At 46.4% G+C, this 21,129-nt stretch carries 14 protein-coding genes; 6 read left to right on the top strand and 8 right to left on the bottom strand.

Features of this window, described 5'->3' with window-relative positions; genetic code table 11:
• Together VIM91_RS11665 and VIM91_RS11660 are read left to right on the top strand one after the other, a co-directional pair.
• The gene (locus tag VIM91_RS11665) at nt 1-603 is read left to right on the top strand and encodes a hypothetical protein (protein WP_331864982.1); all 603 of its coding nucleotides are present in this window, start codon (nt 1-3) and stop codon (nt 601-603) included.
• Between the two features lie 112 nt (nt 604-715).
• Complete coding sequence (locus VIM91_RS11660; protein ID WP_331864981.1) at nt 716-937, top strand: hypothetical protein; 222 nt, start codon at nt 716-718, stop codon at nt 935-937.
• Between the two features lie 112 nt (nt 938-1,049).
• Here the strand turns inward: VIM91_RS11660 and VIM91_RS11655 are convergent, their stop codons facing one another.
• Entirely contained in the window at nt 1,050-3,458 is a 2,409-nt protein-coding gene (locus VIM91_RS11655; protein ID WP_331864980.1) for a Lon protease family protein, read from the bottom strand.
• Between the two features lie 89 nt (nt 3,459-3,547).
• A complete protein-coding gene (locus VIM91_RS11650; protein ID WP_331864979.1) occupies nt 3,548-4,765 on the bottom strand; it encodes an ammonium transporter in 1,218 nt (405 codons plus the stop codon).
• A gap of 50 nt (nt 4,766-4,815) precedes the next feature.
• Between VIM91_RS11650 and VIM91_RS11645 the strand changes: the two genes are divergently transcribed.
• The gene (locus VIM91_RS11645; protein WP_331864978.1) at nt 4,816-5,718 is read left to right on the top strand and encodes a 1-aminocyclopropane-1-carboxylate deaminase/D-cysteine desulfhydrase; all 903 of its coding nucleotides are present in this window, start codon (nt 4,816-4,818) and stop codon (nt 5,716-5,718) included.
• Here VIM91_RS11645 and VIM91_RS11640 read toward each other — a convergent pair.
• From VIM91_RS11640 to VIM91_RS11615, 6 genes are all read right to left on the bottom strand, one after another.
• Entirely contained in the window at nt 5,715-8,063 is a 2,349-nt protein-coding gene (locus VIM91_RS11640; RefSeq protein WP_331864977.1) for an SLC13 family permease, read from the bottom strand. The two genes, VIM91_RS11645 and VIM91_RS11640, sit on opposite strands and share 4 nt — an antisense overlap.
• Nucleotides 8,064-8,091: 28 nt before the next feature.
• Complete coding sequence (locus VIM91_RS11635) at nt 8,092-9,984, bottom strand: SLC13 family permease (RefSeq protein WP_331864976.1); 1,893 nt, start codon at nt 9,982-9,984, stop codon at nt 8,092-8,094.
• A gap of 106 nt (nt 9,985-10,090) precedes the next feature.
• Complete coding sequence (locus VIM91_RS11630; protein ID WP_331864975.1) at nt 10,091-10,621, bottom strand: c-type cytochrome; 531 nt, start codon at nt 10,619-10,621, stop codon at nt 10,091-10,093.
• A 64-nt stretch (nt 10,622-10,685) separates the two neighbouring features.
• The gene (gene hrpA, locus VIM91_RS11625; protein ID WP_331864974.1) at nt 10,686-14,621 is read right to left on the bottom strand and encodes an ATP-dependent RNA helicase HrpA; all 3,936 of its coding nucleotides are present in this window, start codon (nt 14,619-14,621) and stop codon (nt 10,686-10,688) included.
• Nucleotides 14,622-14,898: 277 nt separating this feature from the next.
• Nucleotides 14,899-15,432, bottom strand: a complete 534-nt coding sequence (locus VIM91_RS11620) for a DUF3087 family protein (protein WP_331864973.1) — start codon at nt 15,430-15,432, stop codon at nt 14,899-14,901.
• Between the two features lie 67 nt (nt 15,433-15,499).
• The gene (locus tag VIM91_RS11615; RefSeq protein WP_331864972.1) at nt 15,500-15,925 is read right to left on the bottom strand and encodes an FKBP-type peptidyl-prolyl cis-trans isomerase; all 426 of its coding nucleotides are present in this window, start codon (nt 15,923-15,925) and stop codon (nt 15,500-15,502) included.
• A 60-nt stretch (nt 15,926-15,985) separates the two neighbouring features.
• Between VIM91_RS11615 and dnaQ the strand changes: the two genes are divergently transcribed.
• The 3 genes from dnaQ (at nt 15,986) to VIM91_RS11600 (ending at nt 20,956) form a co-directional block, all read left to right on the top strand.
• Nucleotides 15,986-16,684: a DNA polymerase III subunit epsilon gene (gene dnaQ / locus VIM91_RS11610; RefSeq protein ID WP_331864971.1), complete on the top strand. Its 699-nt coding sequence runs from the start codon at nt 15,986-15,988 to the stop codon at nt 16,682-16,684.
• 76 nt (nt 16,685-16,760) lie between these two features.
• Nucleotides 16,761-17,855 carry an efflux RND transporter periplasmic adaptor subunit gene (locus VIM91_RS11605; protein WP_331864970.1) on the top strand — a complete coding sequence of 365 codons (1,095 nt, stop codon included), beginning with the start codon at nt 16,761-16,763 and terminating at the stop codon, nt 17,853-17,855.
• A complete protein-coding gene (locus tag VIM91_RS11600) occupies nt 17,855-20,956 on the top strand; it encodes an efflux RND transporter permease subunit (RefSeq protein WP_331864969.1) in 3,102 nt (1,033 codons plus the stop codon). Before VIM91_RS11605 ends, VIM91_RS11600 begins: the two co-directional genes overlap by 1 nt.
• Nucleotides 20,957-21,129: the final 173 nt, after the last annotated feature.

The following is a 21,129-nucleotide window of genomic DNA, read 5'->3' as shown; positions in this document are numbered from 1 at the left end:
ATGTTTTTAAATCGATTAAAATGGGCATTCGCATTCAAGCTTTTATCGCTGGGCTTGTTCACACTCCCTGTCGTCGCCCTCGCCCAAACGCCGCCTCAACAAGCCGAATTATTAGGCATTAAACTAACCGAAGCTGATATGAACTCAGTGCGGGTGCATTTACGCAACCTGGGTGGTTTTAAACAAGATCGGGCCACCGCGGATCATCGAAACATGGACAAGTTTTTTGCCTACTCGAACTTGCGCGATAGTTATTATGTGCAATTTCGCTATGACGCCAATGGCAAAGTGGTTTCTGCTAAACGTCTTTTACGCCGATCTGGTACTCACTTTAATAACGATTACCGTGACTTAGAGACCCAACAGGTCGCACGCCAATTGATTGAGGTTTATGGCCAGCCTAACCAGGTAATTCGCAAGAGTTTAAACGGTTTACCCAGCTATGCTTCATTTGTTTGGCAAGATGACGCAATGCGCATTACGATAGACCGTGTCGGCAGCGATCGATATGCCCCCATTTTTATTGAATATGAAGTCAACACCGACCCTTATATCGCCAAACAAGAAGACTCAGATAACACACCCTTAAATAACGCTTTTTAAAGCTAAATAATCAGTTTTAAATACTGAAAAATCAAAGCGTTAAGCAGAGCTTTGCTTTGCAAACTAAAAGCGTTAAGATAAACAATGTACCGGTTAAATAAAAGGACATGAAATGAATATTTCTGGATCGGCTATGAACAATGCCTACACCGGCATTCAAACTGGGTTTAAAAACCTAGAGTTAAACAGTCAAAAAATTGCCAGCCCTAATGTGGTCGATAAAGCGGAACCCTTGATTATGCATAAACTGGATGCCAACTTGGTTGAAACGAATGCCAAAGTCATTAAGACCAGTGATGAAATGCTCGGCAGCTTAATTGATGTCATGGCTTAAGCCACTAGACAAGTCTAACCACCTAAGTTAACCCAACCTAATTAACCCACCTAAAGCGGGATCGCAAGCACCAGGCCTGGTGCTTAACTCTTCAAGTTACTATAAATCCTTATTAACGATGATCATCACGCGAGTCGTCGCGGTCTTTTTCGTTCATACGTTCTAAGGCTTGCATGACCTTGGCATTAAAGCTGCCATCCGGGAACTCACCATGTTCATCGGCCTCGCCCATCGGCAAATTACTAAATAAGGCTAAACCTTCATCGACATGGCTAATCGCAAAAATATGGAATTCACCACGCTCAACCGCTAAACGCACTTCATCATTTAACATTAAATGACGTGCATTCGCTTCCGGAATCACCACCCCTTGCTGACCGGTTAAACCACGCGCGGCGCAAACTTTGTAGAAACCTTCGATTTTTTCATTAATTCCGCCAACAGGTTGGATTTCACCAAACTGGTTAACCGAACCGGTCACGGCTAAATCTTGACGCATCGGCACTTGCGCGATCGCCGACAAGAGTGCATATAACTCGGCCGAAGACGCGCTGTCGCCTTCTATGCCTTCGTAACTTTGCTCGATGACGATTGAAGCACTAAAGCCTAATGCACGATAACGCATATAGCGTCCACGCACATAACCCGACAAAATTAACATGCCCTTAGAGTGAATCGGGCCGGCCATTTCAATTTCACGCTCAATATCCACTACACCTTCATCACCCGCTGAAGCTTGTGAGGTAATACGAACCGGCTGACCAAATGACTGACGGCCGACGGTTAAAACGGTCAAACCGTTCACCTGCCCGACATGTTCACCTTGCATTGAAATCAAGACCTGCTGCTCAACAATCGCGCGGTGGTAATATTCTTCCATTAAGCCGGTGTGGAATTCGTGCTGTGCAAGCGTTGATTCAATGGTTTCGCGGGTGACTTTGTCTTCGTTATTGGCTCGTGCAAACGCATTCGCTTCCGCCAACACATCGCGCAAAATCGCTTTGTTGGTGTAAAGCCGATTTTCGTCTTCGGCCATGCGTGACGCATATTCAATCAAACGCTCAAAGGCCGACAAATCAACGGGCAAGTCATCCCAAGATTCAATCTCACTGGCTAACTGTTGAGCCAAAGCCAGCTCATGATCCGGTGTGCGCTCTAGCTCAACCTCAAACTCAACCTGCACTTTAAACAAACGGCCAAACTGGGCGTCAATTTCTTGCAAGGCATAAAAATGCGCCGACTGCCCCACTAACACCAGGGTTAATCCCAATGGAAAATCAGGTAAATGATAAGGCACCACACTATTTGAGGACGGAATTTCAAAACTAAGTTGGCGCGACATCAACGAAGCTTTTAAGCTCGACCAAATCTCAGGGTCCTTTAAAATCGCTTGGATACTCAAAATTAAATAACCACCATTTGCCTTTTGCAGCAAACCAGCTTGATGATTCATCGCCAAACTTAATGTGTCACCTGAGCTATGTGAACTGGCTGTATTAATCGCATAACCAAACAATTTTGGCAGGGTTGCGTTTTGCTCATAAATGACGGGCGCATGTTTTAAACCGCGATGATCAACCAATAAATTCACGCCAAATTGACTCATGCCCTGCTGCTCGGCCAAAATCTCATCCATCGTCATTTGTGCCGAACCACTGGTTGTAACTTGGTCAGCTGTTTGATCCCAGAACAAATGCAACTTAGCGACCACGGCCTGCTCAAGCTCATCTAAATACTGGTTTACCTCGTCATTTACGCCAAAGTCTTTTTTCAAATTAAGAATTAACGGTTCAATGTGTTCACTTGCCACCTGTGTATTTAATTGTTTACCCGCGTCCATAAATTCATGTTGAATGGTTGGGAAACGAGTTAAACCTTCATTCAGCGCCGCCTCGACCTTATCCAACGCATCGGTAAAATGTTTTTGAACCTTGTCATCTAACGATTTAAGTTCGCTCAAACGCATTTTTTCGCCATCAACAATCGCGTGCAAGACAAAATTATTTTCGGTTTGCTGAACATCAACCCCCAAGGATTCCGCCAACTCAAAGGCCGGCGCTAAAACTTCTTCTTGGCGCGCACTGAGTTTGCGCTCCAATTGTTGCGAACGTAGCTGATAAGCGTGGCCATCAAACACCACCGGCAATTGATTTTTAAGCTGGGTAATAAAGCTTTCAATCGCGGCCTTAAAACGATGTCCCTGGCCGGCTGGAAAATACAGGTATTTGGTTTTTGGGCTTTCTTTAAAGTCTGAAACCAGCGCAACATCATCGGGCATTGGCTTATTTTCGGCGGCTTTCATCAGCATGGCTTTGGTCATACCAATACGACCGACGCCGGGCTCACCCATAATAAAAATGTGATTGTGATTCCGCTTTAAATGCAGACCAAAATTTAAAGACTGATAAGCACGCGGATGAAAACGCTGCATAAAGTTATAAATATCAGATGACTGACTGGCAAAAGCGTTTGAATCAATACGAGTGAAGCGATAAAGCTGATCTGAAGAAAGTTTGCGCATAGTTATTCCGAAAAAACCAAAAACAACCAGGGAACAGGCGTGCCCTGGTACTCAAAAACCTGAAGGTAATAATGTAAATTAAGCGTGCTCTACATTTGATCGTGGTGTGGGTTAGCACGAATTCGATGCAAACTCACATCCGCGCCTTCATATTCCTGCTCAGGCGTTAAACGAATGCCGATAAACAGTTTGATTAAACCATATACCAGCAACCCGCCAATAACCGCTAAGCTCAAACCCAGTAAGGTTCCAATTATTTGTGAAAAGATTGATACACCGCCTAAACCACCCAAAGCCGCTGAACCAAATATACCGGCGGCAATCGCACCCCACGCGCCACACAAACCATGCAAAGGCCACACACCCAATACATCATCAATTTTCAAACGTTGCTGTGTCCAAACAAAGGCTTTTACAAACAGCGCGCCTGCAATTAAACCGGTCGCCAACGCGCCCAATGGATGCATGACATCTGAACCGGCACAAATCGCCACCAGACCAGCTAATGGCCCGTTATGTACAAAGCCAGGATCTTGTTTGCCAATAAAGGTTGCCGCTAAAATGCCGCCCACCATCGCCATTAACGAGTTCACCGCTACCAGACCTTGAATACCCGCCACGGATTGCGCCGACATCACGTTAAAGCCAAACCAGCCTACCGTTAAAATCCAAGCACCTAAAGCTAAAAATGGAATGCTAGACGGTGGATGCGCATTTTTAAGTTGGCCTTGGCGATCATAACGGCCTAAACGCGCGCCTAGTAACAGCACCGCCACTAAAGCAATCCAACCACCCACACCATGCACCACCACCGAACCGGCAAAGTCATGGAATGGCGCGCCAAACTGAGCTTCTAACCAAGCTTGTATACCCCAATTGCCATTCCAAGCAATACCTTCAAAGGTGGGGTAAATCAGTGCCACAATAAAAAACGTTGCCAATAATTGCGGATAAAAACGCGCTCTTTCCGCGATACCGCCCGACACGATGGCTGGAATCGCCGCCGCAAAGGTCATTAAAAAGAAAAATTTAACCAAGTCATAACCCGACTTTTCGGTCATCGCCTGTGTTAATTGGTTCTCCAGGTTAAAGCCTAAAAATACGCCATAAGCTAAACCATAACCAATAAAGAAGTAAGCGATGGTCGAGACCCCCAGGTCGCTCATAATTTTTACCAGTGCGTTTACTTGGTTTTTATGTTGCACGGTGCCCACTTCTAAAAAAGCAAAACCAGCATGCATAAATAACACTAAAATAGCGCCTAATAATACAAATAAAACATCTAAGCTGGCAATCATCGGATCCATGGCGTTTACTCACAATAAATGAATAGATTAAAGCCGCAATTGTACCAAATATGACCTCCTCCCAAACAGAAATCACCACACCACTGCAAAAGCTGGAAGATGCACGCTTTAATCAAGCCGGTATCGAAGTGTGGATGAAACGTGATGATCTTAACCATCCGCTAATTCAAGGCAACAAATGGCATAAGCTACGTTTAAACCTTGAGCAAGCCGAACAGCAAGGTCTAACTCAGTTAATCACCTTTGGCGGCGCTTACTCCAATCATATTGCGGCCACGGCGGCAGCTTGCTATGAGCGAGGTTGGTCAAGTATCGGGTTTATTCGGGGCGATGAACTGGCGCATAACCACCAGGCCTGGTCGCCTACCTTAAAACAAGCCCAGCAACATGGTATGCATTTTGAATTTTTAGACCGCCAGACTTATCGTTTACGCCATCACCAGGCCTGGTTGCAGCAATTGCAACTCAGATTTCCGCAGGCTTACATTCTGCCCGAAGGTGGCAGTAATGAACTCGCGGTAGCCGGATTTGAAAGTGTGATTACTCAGCTAAATCAACAGTGTAAAGATTGGACCGATTTATTTTGTGCGGTTGGCACCGGAGGCAGCCTGGCTGGTTTGGCAAAATATGCTTCGCCTAAGCAAAAAGTTTGGGGGGTGGCCAGCTTAAAAAAGGCTGAATATCTGAAACCTAAAATTGAAACTTGGATCGGGGATTTAAAGCAAAACTGGCATTTATTAACCGAGTTTCATGGCGGCGGCTATGCAAAGTCGAATGCCGAAATAGTGTTAAAAACCAATCAGTTCGAATCACAATTTCAAATTCCACTTGATCCTGTTTACACGGCTAAAATGGTCTGGGCTTTTAACAATCTACTTGAACAAAACCAGTTTAAAGCCGGCCAAAAAATTGTGCTTTATCACAGCGGTGGTTTACAGGGTTGTGCGAACTAAAGTGGCCAAAAAATTGGCATTAACACCATCGTGACGACAAACATCATCAACATTAAAGGCAAACCAATTTTAAAGTAATCAATAAACCGATAACCACCCGGCCCCATCACTAAAGTATTGGCCGGATGTGATACTGGACTCGCCAAACCGGTCGCAGCTAATGCCACCACCATCATCACACTGGCGGCGGAAATATCCAATTGCGCACTTAGGGTTAATGCAATCGGTGCCATAATCAACACCAAGGCCGCCCCCGGAATCACCAGTATGCCCATTGCCGTCATTAAATACAGCCCCGCTACCACCAACCAAGGACTTTCTTCACCCAGCAAACTCAATAATCCGTTAGCGAGATAAGTCGCCGCACCGGACTGATCCATTGCCATGCCTAATGGCAACATACCGGCAATCAGAAAAATCGAGCGCCATTCAATCGCACGATAGGCTTGCTCCATATTTAAGCAACGCAACAACACCATTAAACTCGCCCCCGCAACCGCCGCAATATAAATCGGCAACCAACCGAACAACACAGCGACTACCACAAATAACATTAATAACGCCGCGATAGGGGCTTTACTGGCATCCATAGGTTTGGTTTGAATCGGGTTGAGAATAATCAAATCCGCATTATCATTCAGTTTAGCTAAATTGGGTTTAGGCCCGACAATCAATATCGCATCCCCCGCTTGTAATCGCATCACATCCAAACCGGAGCGATAAGCTTCACCGCCCCGCCAAACCGCGGCGATTTGCACTTGGTAACGTTCATCAAGGTCGAGTTCTTTCACCTGCTTACCCACTAATTTGCCATGCGGATGCAAGGTCGCTTCTATAAGCTCTAACTCACCTTTATCAAACACATCCAAATAAGGCGAAATATCGTCCAGGCGTTCGAGCTGTTGCAAGCCACGCAACCGATCCATATCTTCTTCGCGTCCTTGGATCAATAACAAGTCCCCTTGCTGCACCACTTCATCATCGTTAGGTGCGGCTAAAACCTTACCGGCTCGAAACAAGCCCATTAAACGGAAATCAAACGCTTCACCGATGCGGTTCTGCGCCAGACTATTGCCAATCAAACCCGATTCTTCCGGCACCCGTAACACAAACAGGCGTTCATCCAAGTTATAAATCTCTTGCACTTGATCCAAACTAATTGAATGACAATCACTAAACTCCTCTTCGTGTTTAGCCAGCTGTTCAATTTTTTCTGATGAACCTTGAACTAATAAATGGTAACCCGCCTGAATCGGCATATCGGATAAATAAGTACGACGCACCAGGCCTGGTCGTCGAATCGCCAACAGGCTTAAGTCATAAACTTGGCGAAAATCTTGATGCCTGAGTGTTTTGCCAATTAAGCTCGAGGTTTCAGCGATCACCACCTCAGCCCATTGGTTTTGTTCGAGCAAATATTGATGTAAAACCGGAGATTGGCGTTCAATTTTGAGCTGACTCCAGCTGCGTAGCAACTCAAAGCGATCGGATCGACCTTGGGTCAGCACAATATCTCCGCCTTTTAATTGGGTGGATTTAAGCGGCAAAGCCTGAGTTTGGCCATCGCGAATCCGCGCCACTACCATTAACCCCGCACTGGTCACCAAACCCGATTGGGCAATACTGCGCCCTTCCAACAAAGAATCGTCCGGCACACGCAAGGCAAAAATACGCTCTTGCAAGCCATAAGCCGCACGCAAATCCTTCTGGCTATTTTGCTCGGTGGTTTTGTCTTGTTTAGGTAATAGATGCCGACCAATCAACGCGACAAACACAATGGCGATCAATAAAATGGGCAACCCAATATAAGCAAAATCAAAAAAGCCAAACCCCGATCCGGTTGCATCTTCCAACGCCATACTCGCCAATAGGTTAGATGGTTTACCCACTAAGGTCATTAATCCACCCAACAAACTACCAAACGCTAACGGAATTAATAACTTTGATGCCGAAATGCCGGTGCGTCTGGCGACTTCAACCACCACTGGCAGCATCAGCGCGGCGACACCCGTGTTATTCATAAATGCCGACAAGGCGCCCGAAACCAACATTAAAATCACGATAATACGAACTTCGCTAGGACCGGCAACTTGCATCATTTGCCGCCCCAGTCGATCCGCAAAGCCGGTATAAGCTAAACCGGCACTCATAATAAACATCGCCCAAATCGTGACCACGGCCGGATTACTAAAACCACTCACCGCTTGTTCTGGCGAAACAAGGTCAAACACTGCCAAACTCACCAACACCAATAACGCCACTAAGTCCATGCGCAGCCACTCGGTGACAAAAAACACCAAGCTGGCTAACAAAATGATCAAAACCAAGGCGATATCAAAGGTCACAAGTGACAAACTCCTCTAAGCCAAGCATTTAAAGTGGCCAAACCCATAACAACATTGGAATACTCACCAGTACAACTAAAATTTCAATTGGCAACCCTAAACGCCAATAATCACCGAAACGAAAACCACCTGGGCCAATAATTAAGGTGTTATTTTGATGTCCAATTGGTGTTAAAAAAGCGCAAGAAGCGCCAATGGCAACCGCCATCAAAAATGGGTCGGCATTTACACCCAATGCCGAAGAAGTGCCGACGGCTATTGGACACATAACGGCTGCAGTTGCAGCATTATTCATAACATCCGACAAAAACATCGTCACAATTAAAATGACAGCTAACGCAACAACATGATGGCCTTGTGCCACATTTTGCAATAAAAATTCGGCGATTAAAGTGGCCGTTCCGGTTGATTGCATGGCCCCCGCTACAGGAATTAACGCCGCTAACAATACAATAATTGGCCAATCAATCGCTTTATAAACGGAAGTCGGTGGAACCGTACGAACCAACATTGACACCAATACCGCGCCAGCAAACGCAATCGAGGTAGGAAAAATACCGAAGGCCGCAATGCCCACCGCGCCTATTAAAATAGCGGTTGCCATTAACGCTTTGCGTTTATCTGGAATACGCAACTCGCGTTCAGCCAACGGCACACAACCATAATCAGCCGCAAACTCAGTTAAGGTTTCAGATGGGCCTTGCATCAATAATAAATCGCCCGGCCGCATTCGTAGCGTTCTCAAGCGTGCGCTGGATCGCGCACCATCTCGAGATACGGCTAATAAATTTAAACCATAACGGGTACGTAACTGAATATCTCTTGCTGAACGACCAACAATTTCTGAGTCACTGCGCACAACGAACTCCATCAACACCGTATCATCCGTAGGATCGGCTTTATCCGTTTCCTCTATGTCTTCTTCATCTTTTTTATCGAGTTTTGCTTGTTCTCTTTGACTGGATTGCCCGGACCTTAATGATTTTTCAGTTTCGGATTTTACTTTTTCTTCTTTCACGTCTTCACTTGAGGAGCCAGACTCCTCCAACTTAAGTCCCAAGTTTGATAACACGGAAGCCAAGGAATCCACATCCGCCTCAATAACTAGAATATCTCTAGCCTTGACCACTCGTTGTGAACCTGGTGCATTGATGCGTACATCATTTCGCACCATCGCAATAATTTGCGCATTGGCTTCATCTAAAATGGATTCAACTTCTCGCAACCTTAATCCCACGGCTTTAGTGTCTTCAGGCACGCGTACTTCGGTTAAATAAGCGCCGGTTTCAAACTCAGTGACACCGCGCTGTTTGCGCGCCGGAACAAAACGCCACCCCACTAACACAATAAATAAAATTCCGACCAACGCTACCGTAACGCCGACTGGCGCAAAATCAAACATGCCAAAGCCATCAAAGCCGTTTTCCACCCGAAAACCTGACACTATTAAGTTTGGCGGCGTACCGATTAAGGTGGTCATGCCACCTAAAATCGTACCAAAAGCGAGCGGCATTAAAATCTGGCCGGGGGGCAACTCTAAACGCGCCGCCAGTTGGATCGCCACCGGCATCAACAAGGCCATCGCGCCGACATTATTCATAAAACCGGACAACAAAGCACCAATACCAACCAGCGCAGTTAAACTCAAAATTTTTCCGGCATTTTTGGGCATCGCATGATGAGTCAATACATCGACGGCTCCCGAGTTCTGCAAACCTCGGCTTAATACCAACACACAGGCCACCGTAATGACAGCTGGATGCGCAAAACCCAAGAAAGCATCCTCTGGTGCTACCAAGCCCGCTAACACACAAGCCATCAAAGCCATCGCGGCCACGACATCATGACGCCAACGCCCCCACACAAACAACACCATGGTGACGGCTAAAATAAATAAAATTAGGAATTGATCTTGGGTCATGCAGGCGCATCCATCAAGAGAGAATCAGAAGAGAAACCCCGAAATGCAGACAAATCGGGGTTATTTAAGTCATTTACAAATACTTCAATTAAGCATTAAGACAAATTTAAAAGGTCAAAATATAATCCACTACGCGGTTAATTTCTTCATCGGTCATCGCTGAAACCATGGGGGCCATCATCGCTGTCATAGGTCCAACTTGCTCACCAGCACGGTAGGTTTTAATGCGATCCACCAAAAACTCTTTGGTTTTACCGCTTAATTGTGGCCCGACACCACCGGCTCCGGTTGCGCCATGACAACCAATACAAGTGGCATATAAGGATTCACCTGAAGCGACAGCGACGGTGGTATCCTCTACATCCACTTCGGCTGGTTTTTCAACAATCGGTGCTTCTGCTATTTTAGATTCTGTTTCAGCCGCTGGCGCTTCGGCGGTTTCGGTTGATTCTTGTGGGGCTGGCGCGGATTCAACACGTTGATCCAAACTCGGGGTTTGAGGCTCAGGCTGTTTGGTGACTTCGCGCGTATCCATTCCTGAACTCGAACTTGAATCTGTATCAGATGAATCACTACACGCAATAAATAAACTCGCGCTGCTTACCAACATAACCGTCATAATTGTTTTGAACTGCATGACAACCCTCCTTAGGTAAAAAGTCGGTTTCATTATGGCATGATTTAAATCACTTTAAAAATAATTAAAGTGACTTGATCAATTTCTGCAAACGCTCGACAGAAACCGGCTTGAGGGTTTTCATTGGCTGAGAAAACAACGAGATGCGCAACTCTTCCAACATCCAACGCAACTCAATGAAATCGGGGGTTAATCTTAGTGATTCATGGGTTTTCAATTCGTTAAAGTCATTTAGCAAACTTTGCATTTGTCTTTGAACCTGCTGATCTTTTTGCGGGTCCAAATCGAGTTTTTCCAACCGAATCTGCAAGGCTTTTAAATAACGTGGAATTTGTGCCAACCAAATATCAGGCGTATCCAACACAAAATTCAGGTTCACCAAATCATCCAACTGGGTTTTGATGTCGTCTAGCGATGCCAACCAACGTGGATTCAATTTGCCTTTAATCTGTTTCGCCAAACTCTGGTGATTTTGTAAAATCTCACTCACTAAGCTCGCAATCGCTTGCGCTTCTTTCACCCAGTTGGTTTGTAAACAAGTTACCGCGGCTTCATACGCGACTTGGGTGCGAATCGTTTGGGGTTCGGGCACTAATCGACGTAACGCCTTTTCAATCACCTGTTCGGTTAAATGTGCGCAACTGCCATAAGGCGCAAAACACAAACAAGCTTGTTTTAACGCCAAGTGTTTCTGCAAGTATTTATGTTTATCTTTTAACTGGTTCTTTAATAAAAACCACACCGCATAACCGTGTTGTTTTTGCGCCAAACGTTCATCGCCACTGCGGGTTAAAAACACCTGATCTTTCTCAAGCACCAGGCCTGGATAAGCCATAAGATTTTTGCCTTGAGACTTAATCGATTCTTCCTGCGCCAAATCGCCAAAATCCCATTCGGTAATAGCCTGTTTGGGTTCGGTTTGGGTTTGCTGAATTTGTGCTTCCACCAAATGTTGATAACGCGATTTCAGCTCATCCAAATCAGCACTTTCGGCCAAACATTTGCCTTTATCATCCAACAACTGAAACCAAGGTCTTAAATGCGCGGGTAAATCCACCGCACCAAAATCCGTCACGCGGACTTTTTGATTGGCTTGGCGATTTAAGGCCGTAATCATTTGTGGTACGAACTCACCTTGGCTTTCATCAATTTGCGACTGCACGCGTTCTGCCACTGCGGGTGCGGGCACAAACTGTTTACGAAGTTGTTTAGGCAAGGCTTTGATATAACAGGTGATCTTTTCTTTTAAAAAGCCCGGCGTTAACCATTCAAACTGCTCAGCATTAACCAAATTCAAACCCGCCAACGGAATCTTAAACACCACGCCGTCTTGTTGCTGACCCGGTTCAAACCGATAATCCAACTGTAGTGGAATGCGCTGACTAAGCTGAATTTGGTCAGGAAAATCCTGCTCATACTGGCTGTCCAAATCTTGTTTTAACAACAAAGATTCAGTGAGTTTTAAGCTATCCTGAGTTTTGGCATCGGCTTTCTTAAGCCAGGTTTCTAACGCCGGTTGGTTGTAGATATGTTCGGGTAAACGCTCTTCATAAAATGCCTGCAACACGGTTTCGTCCACCAAAAAATCCGGCCGTCTTAACTTTTGTTCGTAACGCTCAATCTGTTTAATTAACTCTAAGTTATGCAGATAAAACGCCGCGCGCGTATTCACCTCGGTTTGCGCCAAAGCTCGAATAAAAATGCCGCGCGATTCTTTCGGATTAATCGGCCCATAATTACAAGCTCGACGATTCACAATCGGCAAACCATATAACGTCACCGACTCGTACGCTGCCACCTGCCCGCGTTTCTTTTGCCAATGCGGATCAGCGTAACTGCGTTTGATTAAATGCGGCGCTAACTGCTCAACCCAATGCACATCAATTTCCGCATTGGTGCGTGCATATAACTTGCTGGTTTCGACCATTTCCGCCGACATCACCCATTTGGGTTTGCGTTTAAACAACACCGAACTCGGATGAAGAAACAACTTAGTGCCACGCGCGCCCATATAAGCGTTTTCGTCGTCGCGCATCATCACCTGCCCCAACAAACCGGCCAATAATGAACGATGCACATTGATGCCGTGTAAATCACTCAGACGTTCTAGGGTTTGACCGTTTTCGGTCACCTCTTCGTACAAATGCAACTCACCAACTTTTAAACCAATCGACTTTAAGCTGACTTTTAACTGATGATACAAATCGTGCCATTCACGCAAGCGCAAATACGACAGGTAATTGGTTTTGCAAAGTTTGCGCAGTTTGTTTTGGCTGAGGTGACGTTGCTGATGTTCATAAAACCGCCACAGGTTTAGGAAAAACAGAAAATCCGAACGCGCATCTTCAAACGCCTTGTGGGCTTTACGTGCGGCTTGCATAGTTTGTTCGTTCATATCACGCGGGTCTTGAATACTAATCGCCGCCGCGATAATCAATACTTCCGCCAACACATTGTTTTTATCCGCTTCCAGCACCATCTTGGCGATACGTGGTTCCAGCGGCAAACGCGCTAAATCTCGACCCGATTCGGTTAAACGTTTTTTATCATCCAGTGCGCCAATTTCCATCAGCTGACGATAACCATCGTTGACGGCTTTTTCTAATGGCGGTTCGATAAACGGAAACTGCTCAACTTTTCCGAGCTTAAGTTGCGCCATATTTAACAGCACCGAACTTAACGAGGTGCGATGAATTTCCGGATCGGTAAATTCAGGGCGCGAATTAAAATCATCTTCGGCATACAAACGAATACAAATACCATCGGCGACACGACCACAGCGGCCTTTACGTTGATTAGCCGAAGCTTGCGAGATTTTCTCGACTGGCAAACGCTGCACTTTAGAGCGCACACTGTAGCGACTGATACGCACCAGGCCTGGATCAACCACATAACGAATCCCCGGCACGGTAAGCGAGGTTTCCGCCACGTTAGTAGATAAAATAATCCGACGTTTGGGTGAGGTTTGAAAAACCTTATTTTGTTCCGACACCGACAAACGCGCATAAAGCGGAATCACATCGGTATTTTTGAGGTTTTGTTTACGCAAAGCTTCGGCGGTTTCTTTAATGTCGCGCTCACCTACCTGAAACACCAATACATCGCCGTGCGGGTCATGTTCGGCCAATTCTTCCAGCGCATCAATAATGCCGCTGGTTAAATCCTGCTCAATCACCGTACCATCGTCCATTTCCACCTGACCTAATGGACGATAACGCGTTTCAACCGGATAAGTCCGCCCCGACACCTCAACAATCGGCACTACCAGGCCTGGTTGTTTAAAATGTTCGGCAAAACGCGCGGTATCAATGGTGGCGGAAGTGATAATGACTTTTAAATCAGGTCGTTTAGGTAACAGCTTTTTTAGGATACCAAGCAGGAAATCGATATTGATACTGCGCTCGTGCGCCTCATCAATAATAATCGTATCGTATTGGCTTAAAAAACGATCGTTCTGAATCTCCGCCAGCAAAATACCGTCGGTCATCACCTTTATTAAACTGGTTTCGTGCACCTGATCATGAAAACGCACCTGGTAACCCACCAGCTCACCCAGCGATGAACCGAGCTCTTCCGCCAAACGCTCAGCGACACTGCGCGCCGCCAAACGACGCGGTTGCGTACAACCAATGCGCCCCAGCACACCACGCCCCGCCTCTAAACAAAGCTTAGGAATCTGAGTGGTTTTACCCGAGCCGGTTTCACCCGCAATCACCACCACTTGATGCTGGCTAATCAAATCCACCAACTCAGCGCGCCGCCCCACCACCGGCAAAGCTAAATCATATTCAATGTTCGGCACCAACGCTTTGCGCGCTTGCACCTTATCTATCGACCTTTGCAAACGCCCACACCAAGACAACCAGGCCTGGTGGTTATTCTGATCAAGTTTAGACAAGTCCAACTGATCCAAATCCCGTTTCAAACTAAACTGATCACGGCTCTGGGCTTGAGCAATAGAAGATTGAAGCAAAGATTTATCGCGAGGAAATTCAGACATCAATTAAGCGTTACCAGAAATTAAACAATTAAATAGCCGCCTATTTTACCTGATCAAACCATTAACTTTGGGGGGCATTTGTAACAAAACACCTAAACCTGCCTTGAGAAACATCAGGCACCCAATCACCAGGCCTGGTTGTTGGTTGAGCTGTTCAAATGGAGACCCTTCGCTTTGCTCAGGGTGACAGAATAGGTATTTTTTTGTGGTGAAATGAAGGTTGATGCGTGGCTTTGCTATTATTAGGAAAGCCACGTTGTTTGCAGGTAAAACTTGGCTAGTTTTGCTCTTTATCGCCAACCACGGCTTTTAGCTTGGCTAGCTCAAATTGGGTTTGTTCGGTATCTAAACCAAGCTCGCGCATTGTGGCTTCTAGCTGTTCTTTTTCGGATTTTAAATCGATCAAACCGCTGGTGTTTTGCTCGAAGGTGTACATTTGGGTGATGCCTAGGTGATAAAAACGCAAAACCTTCATCGCCTCGGTATCGCCCGCTTCTACCTTTTCTTGCAAAGGTCGCATTGCATTGGTGATGTGCATTAGGCTGCGTTTTAATTGCCAGCCGTACATCGCCTCTTTCATCCAGGCCTGGTGCTTGAAAAACTTGGCGGTAATCCAAAAAACAAGCCCTAAACCAATCAATGCGCCCATGATTTGCAGGGTCAACAAATTATGCGGGTTTTCGCCAAATAAGCTGGGGAAAAAGTACGAGGTTAAGAAACCAATAACAATAAACAACGCCATTACACGCAGCGTAGCGTTGCGGGTTTTTACGCGATATTGATGTGGATCAATCTCTTTTATTTCAAACATTTAAACAGCCTTGCATTGTGTCTGCATTTTAAGTCGAGCCCATAAGCTCTGAAAAACCTTACCCAGTTTATTCAACCGAAATGATCTCGACTTTGTAATCCAAGGTTTTGCCCGCTAGTGGGTGGTTGCCGTCTAGGTAAACTTTGTCGCCATCAATTTTGGTGATGCGGAAATTGATTGGGTTGCCTTCTGGGTCAACCGTTTCCACCACATTGCCCTCGACTAACTCAACGTTGTCGTCAAAGTTTTCTGGGCTGGCGATGACCATTAAATCGTCGGCTTCATAACCGTAAGCTTTTTCTGGCGAGATGGTGACTTTGGCTTCAAAACCTGGCTCTTCGCCTTCTAAAAACTCTTCCAAGCCTTCAATAATTTCTTCTTCACCCTGGATATAAACCACCGGTGCGACATCGTAGGTCGAATCTAGCAATTCGCCTTTGTTATCACGCAGTTCATAATGAAACGTAACTTTTGCGCCTTTCTTCACTCGCATCGGGTATTCCTCAATTTTAAAAGTGATAAAATGAGGCTTATTTTAAACCAAGAGACGGTTATGCGTCAGATAATCTTAGATACCGAAACCACGGGCATCGATCCCAAACAAGGCCACCGCATTATTGAAATCGGCTGTGTTGAGCTGTTGGATCGCAAATTAACCCACCAACATTACCACCAATATATTCAACCCGAACGCGAGGTGGAAGAAGAAGCGATTGGTGTGCACGGTATTACAAATGAGTTTTTGACCGACAAACCCAAGTTTGCTGAGGTGGTCGAGGCGTTTATGCAGTTTGTGCAAGGCGCAGAATTGGTGATTCACAACGCGCCGTTTGACGTGTGTTTTATCAACCATGAGCTGTCTTTATTAAAAGACAACCCTTGGGGCAAAATAGAAGACCACTGCAAAATCACCGACACCTTAAAAATGGCACGCCAAACCTATCCGGGTCAGCGTAATTCGTTGGATGCTTTGTGCAAGCGTTTAGGCGTGGATAACTCAGGTCGAGAATTGCACGGCGCCCTTCTCGATTCCGAGATTCTGGCAGATGTGTATTTAATGATGACCGGCGGCCAAGTCAGCCTGAAACTAGCGCACGATCACGGCGGCGCATCCGGCAATCGTTGGACTCGCAAAACCCGCGACCAACGTGGCGCGCTTAAAGTGTTGGAACCCTCGCAAGAAGAAATGGCTGCGCACCAAGCTTATTTAGCCAAAATGTTTAAAGACCAAGAAAACCCGCCTGTTTGGTAAGCTAAACCTTATCGCCAGCAGGCGCTACCGAAAAACCCAACTCAACTCTAGTTCGCAAAGCGAGGCCTTGACTCGAATGCTACAAAAAAAACTCCAAGCCAGCCATATTGTATTTATATTAATTTTATTACTGGTTGTGAGTTGGATCGCAAGCGGCATGCTGGGCTCAAACAATCACCCTCAATCTATCGATGAAGAACCTAATCTGCCTACGATTGCCGCGAGTTGGAGTGAAGCCCAATCTATTCATCGTAAATTGGTGATTTATGGCGATGCTCAACCGATTCAGGTTTCCATCGTCAGAGCGCGTACCGATGGTTTGGTTGAAGATATCGTAGGTGTCGGCCAAACGGTTCGTGAAAGCGATAAAATTGCGCGCCTGTCGATGGATGACCGCCAAGTGCGACTCGCGCAAGCCAAAGCACAAGTGGCGTCTAGCCAGCGAGATTATGATGCGGTGAATCAATTAATCGAACGCAACCTGGCCTCAGACTCTGAGCGTCAACTTCGACTCGCCCAGCTCGAATCGGCGCGTGCCGCCTTACGAGCGATTGAGTTTGAGATTGAAAACACTCAAGTTAAAGCGCCCATAAACGGCACCGTTAACCATATCTTCGCGGAACAAGGCAGTTTTGTTACCTTGGGCGGTCAGTTGCTTGAAATTGTTGATAACAACCCGCTGCTCGCCGTTATTCAAGTCCAACAGGCTGAAATCGCTAATATTCAACTTGGTCAAACCGCGAAAATTCGCTTTGTGGGTGGTGAAGAGCGCACAGGGCAAGTTCGTTTTATTTCGCCAATTGGCGATGCTAAAACCCGCACTTTCCGAGTTGAGATTGAAATCGACAACAGTCAAAACCCTTTGCCTTCTGGCTTAAGTGCTGAAGTGACGCTGGAACTGGATGCACAAATGGCGCATCAAATTTCACCTGCCCTCATTCGCTTGGATGAAAACGGCCAAGCTGGAATTTACATCGTCAACGGTCAACAAACGCTAGAATTCAAACCCATCGAAATTGTCCGAGCCGACGGCAAAGCCATTTGGGTTAACGGACTTGAGCGACGTGTGCAAATTGCCACCCTCACACATGGCGCATTAGCCGACGGTCAAAAGGTCAATGTCCAACCTACTCCAAACTCGTTTAGCGATCAAACCCAAGGAACCCGATAGTGAATGCGTTGATCGCCGCCTTATTTACCCGTGCGCGTTCGGTTATTTTATTGTTGGTGTTAATTTTAAGTGCCGGTGCTTATTCCTATATCAGCATTCCTAAAGAAGCCGCGCCGGAAATTTATATTCCGGTTTTTATAGTGAATGTTAGTTACCCCGGCATTTCCAGCGAGGACAGTTCGCGTTTATTGGTCGAACCTTTGGAACGCAAACTGCAATCGCTCGAAGGCTTGCGCAAAATGACCGCACGCGCCGGTGAAGGGTTTGCTACCGTTATTCTGGAATTTGATCCAGGTTATGATCAACAACAAGCCATTCAAAGTGTGCGTGACGAGACCGATAATGCCACACCCGACCTGCCTGCTGGTGCCAACCGGCCGGTAATTCGAGAAATTGATATTTCACTGTTTCCGGTGTTAACCATCAGCCTATCGGGAGACGTGCCAGAAAGAGAACTCAACCTAATCGCACGCGAGCTAGAAGAAAAGCTCGAAACTATTTCTGGCGTGTTAGAGGTTGATCTTTCCGGCCTACGTGAAGACTTGCTAGAGATTGTGATTGATCCGCTAGCCATGCAATCTTATGGCATATCACCACAGCAAATCCATCAAGCCATCCGCAATAACAACCAACTTATCACCGCCGGTACGTTTGATACCGGTGCCGGACGCATTGGTTTATCTGTGCCCGGCACCATTCAAACTCAGCAAGACATCGAAGCCATGCCCGTCAAAGTCACCGACAACAGAGTGGTTCGCGTTAAAGATGTTGCGCAGGTGCGCCAAACTTATCAAGACGCGGATAGTTATGCTCGCGTCAATAACCAGCCCACCATTGCGTTGGATGTTCGCAAAACCAGCGGCGCAAACATCATCGAAACCGTGGCGGATGTGCAAGCGGCTGTTGAGCAAATGCGCCAAGACTGGCCTGAAACGCTTAAAGTTGATTATTTACAAGACCAAGCCGATAACATTAAAACCCTATTGGGTGACTTACAAAACAACGTCATCAGCGCGATTGTTTTAGTCGCCCTCACAATGATTTTAGCACTAGGTTTACGTGCCTCTCTATTAGTGTCGATTGCAATCCCAGGCGCATTTATGGGCGGTATTTTAGCGATTAATATGCTGGGCTTCACGCTCAATATTGTGGTGTTGTTTGGCTTAATTCTGGTGATTGGCATGTTGGTGGACGGCGCGATTATTGTGGTCGAACGCGCTGAACGTCTACAGAAAGAAGGCAAAACCGCCAAACAAGCGTTTTTAAAAGCCGCCCAGTACATGGCTTGGCCAATTACCGCCTCCACCGCTACCACGCTTGCGGTGTTTTTTCCGCTACTTTTCTGGCCCGGTACCGCTGGCCAATTTATGTTTTATTTACCTGCAACCGTGATTCTCACCTTATCTATGTCTTTGCTTATGGCGCTTATTTTTGTGCCGGTTATGGGGAGTTTATTGTCGAATAAAACCATGCAAAGCCAACCAAGCTCGCAACCGGCTTTAAGCGAAACCAAAAACCGTTTTAGCCGATATTACGAACGCACGTTAAAGTCCATGATTCAACAACCAGGCCTGGTAGTGGGTTTGAGTTTACTGACCCTAATTGTCAGCCTTATGTTTTACAGCCATTATGGTCGTGGCGTGAACTTTTTCCCGGATATTGAACCCGAAAGAGCCCAGCTTCAAATTCAGGCAGACGGCAACTTATCGCTTCAAGAAGCCGACAAGATTGTGCGCATGGTTGAGCAACGCATTATCGGTACGCAAGGCATTGAACGTTTGTATTCGCGCACGATTGCTTCAGTTGAAAGTCGTCTGAATGCGAATCTGTCACCCGACGTGATTGGCACGATTCAAATGGACTTTTTAGACTGGCGCGAACGTGAACCGGCTGAGCAGATTCTAGATAAAATTCGTCAACTCACCGCCGACTTACCTGGTGTTGGAGTGCAAATCGAAAAAGAACAATCTGGCCCAGGTGAAGCCCGCCCAATTCAAATCCAAGTATCGGCCGATCAACCTGAAGACCTACTGCCCAACCTACAAAAAGTTAAACGTCTGATGGAGCAACAAGGCCAATTTACAGATATCTCTAGCGATGCACCGATGCCGCATGTCGAAATTCGCATTGAAGTAAATCGTGAACAAGCCGCACGTTATGGGGTGGATATCGCGACGATTGGCTCGGCGGTGCAGCTTTTAACCAATGGGGTGTTGATTGGTTCCTATTTGCCGGATTTTGCGCGCGATGAAGTTGATATTCGTTTACGTTATCCCGCCAACGAACGCACCTTTGCTCAGTTAGCCAACTTAAGAATCTCTACTAATGATGGCATGGTGCCCATCGCAAACTTTGTACGTTTAGTCGGTGCACCCAATCATCCGCTGATTAATCGAGTGGATGCGCGTAATGTGCAAACCCTGTCGGCGGATGTTCTACCCGATACCACGGCGGCGAAGGAGTTAGCGGTTTTACGTGGCAGTCTTAAAAAGATTGATTTAGATCCAGGTGTCGAAGTTAGTTTTGCCGGCGAACTCGAAGACATGCAAGAAGCCGCTGAATTCCTAATTATCGCGTTTTTGCTCGCGGTATTTTTAATGTTGCTGATTCTACTCACCCAGTTCAATAGCTACTTCCAAGCCCTATTAGTTTTGTCGGCGATTGTGTTTTCTATCGCCGGTGTGTTTTTAGGCTTAATCCTGCGTCAAGAAGCCTTTTCGATTGTCATGAGCGGCATTGGCATTATGGCGTTAGCTGGGATTGTGGTGAACAACAATATTGTGTTAATTGATGCTTACAACTTCTACCGGACACAAGGCCTTAACCCAAACCAAGCGGCTCAACAGGCCGGTACTGAACGATTGCGTCCGGTTCTATTAACCGCCATCACTACCATTGTTGGTCTATTGCCAATGGTAATGGGGTTAACCGTCGATTTCTTTGAGCGTGATCTCTTCTTTGGCGCGCCATCTGGCCAGTTCTGGACTCAACTCTCTACCGGTATCGTCGGTGGTCTCACCATCGCCACCTTTATCACCCTACTACTAACCCCAAGCCTACTCGCCTGGGACGGCAACCGAAGACTCAAAACCGCCGCATAAAAAAGCCCGATGGTTAGCGAATCACAACTCGCTAACCACCAGGCCTGGCACTGGTGTCCGGAATAAAATAAAGAAGGGTTGACAAAAAAGCCGTAGTTCCTAGGATAGAAGGATTTCCGACCAAAGAAAGACTTCAAAAAGGAGACGACGGCTGTGTTTAACTCTACTCGATT

The organism is Thiomicrospira sp., from assembly GCF_036568485.1.
Lineage (GTDB): Bacteria > Pseudomonadota > Gammaproteobacteria > Thiomicrospirales > Thiomicrospiraceae > Thiomicrospira.
The sequence above is the reverse complement of the archived record's forward strand: the minus strand, read 5'-3'. Positions and strand labels throughout refer to the sequence as shown.

What these genes read in the sequence shown, in the direction of transcription:
- VIM91_RS11665 (WP_331864982.1), top strand. Translation starts at nt 1, where the DNA reads ATGTTTTTAAATCGATTAAAATGGGCATTCGCATTCAAGCTTTTATCG.
- VIM91_RS11660 (WP_331864981.1), top strand. Translation starts at nt 716, where the DNA reads ATGAATATTTCTGGATCGGCTATGAACAATGCCTACACCGGCATTCAA.
- VIM91_RS11655 (WP_331864980.1), bottom strand. Translation starts at nt 3,458, where the DNA reads ATGCGCAAACTTTCTTCAGATCAGCTTTATCGCTTCACTCGTATTGAT.
- VIM91_RS11650 (WP_331864979.1), bottom strand. Translation starts at nt 4,765, where the DNA reads ATGGATCCGATGATTGCCAGCTTAGATGTTTTATTTGTATTATTAGGC.
- VIM91_RS11645 (WP_331864978.1), top strand. Translation starts at nt 4,816, where the DNA reads ATGACCTCCTCCCAAACAGAAATCACCACACCACTGCAAAAGCTGGAA.
- VIM91_RS11635 (WP_331864976.1), bottom strand. Translation starts at nt 9,984, where the DNA reads ATGACCCAAGATCAATTCCTAATTTTATTTATTTTAGCCGTCACCATG.
- VIM91_RS11630 (WP_331864975.1), bottom strand. Translation starts at nt 10,621, where the DNA reads ATGCAGTTCAAAACAATTATGACGGTTATGTTGGTAAGCAGCGCGAGT.
- hrpA (WP_331864974.1), bottom strand. Translation starts at nt 14,621, where the DNA reads ATGTCTGAATTTCCTCGCGATAAATCTTTGCTTCAATCTTCTATTGCT.
- VIM91_RS11620 (WP_331864973.1), bottom strand. Translation starts at nt 15,432, where the DNA reads ATGTTTGAAATAAAAGAGATTGATCCACATCAATATCGCGTAAAAACC.
- VIM91_RS11615 (WP_331864972.1), bottom strand. Translation starts at nt 15,925, where the DNA reads ATGCGAGTGAAGAAAGGCGCAAAAGTTACGTTTCATTATGAACTGCGT.
- dnaQ (WP_331864971.1), top strand. Translation starts at nt 15,986, where the DNA reads ATGCGTCAGATAATCTTAGATACCGAAACCACGGGCATCGATCCCAAA.
- VIM91_RS11605 (WP_331864970.1), top strand. Translation starts at nt 16,761, where the DNA reads ATGCTACAAAAAAAACTCCAAGCCAGCCATATTGTATTTATATTAATT.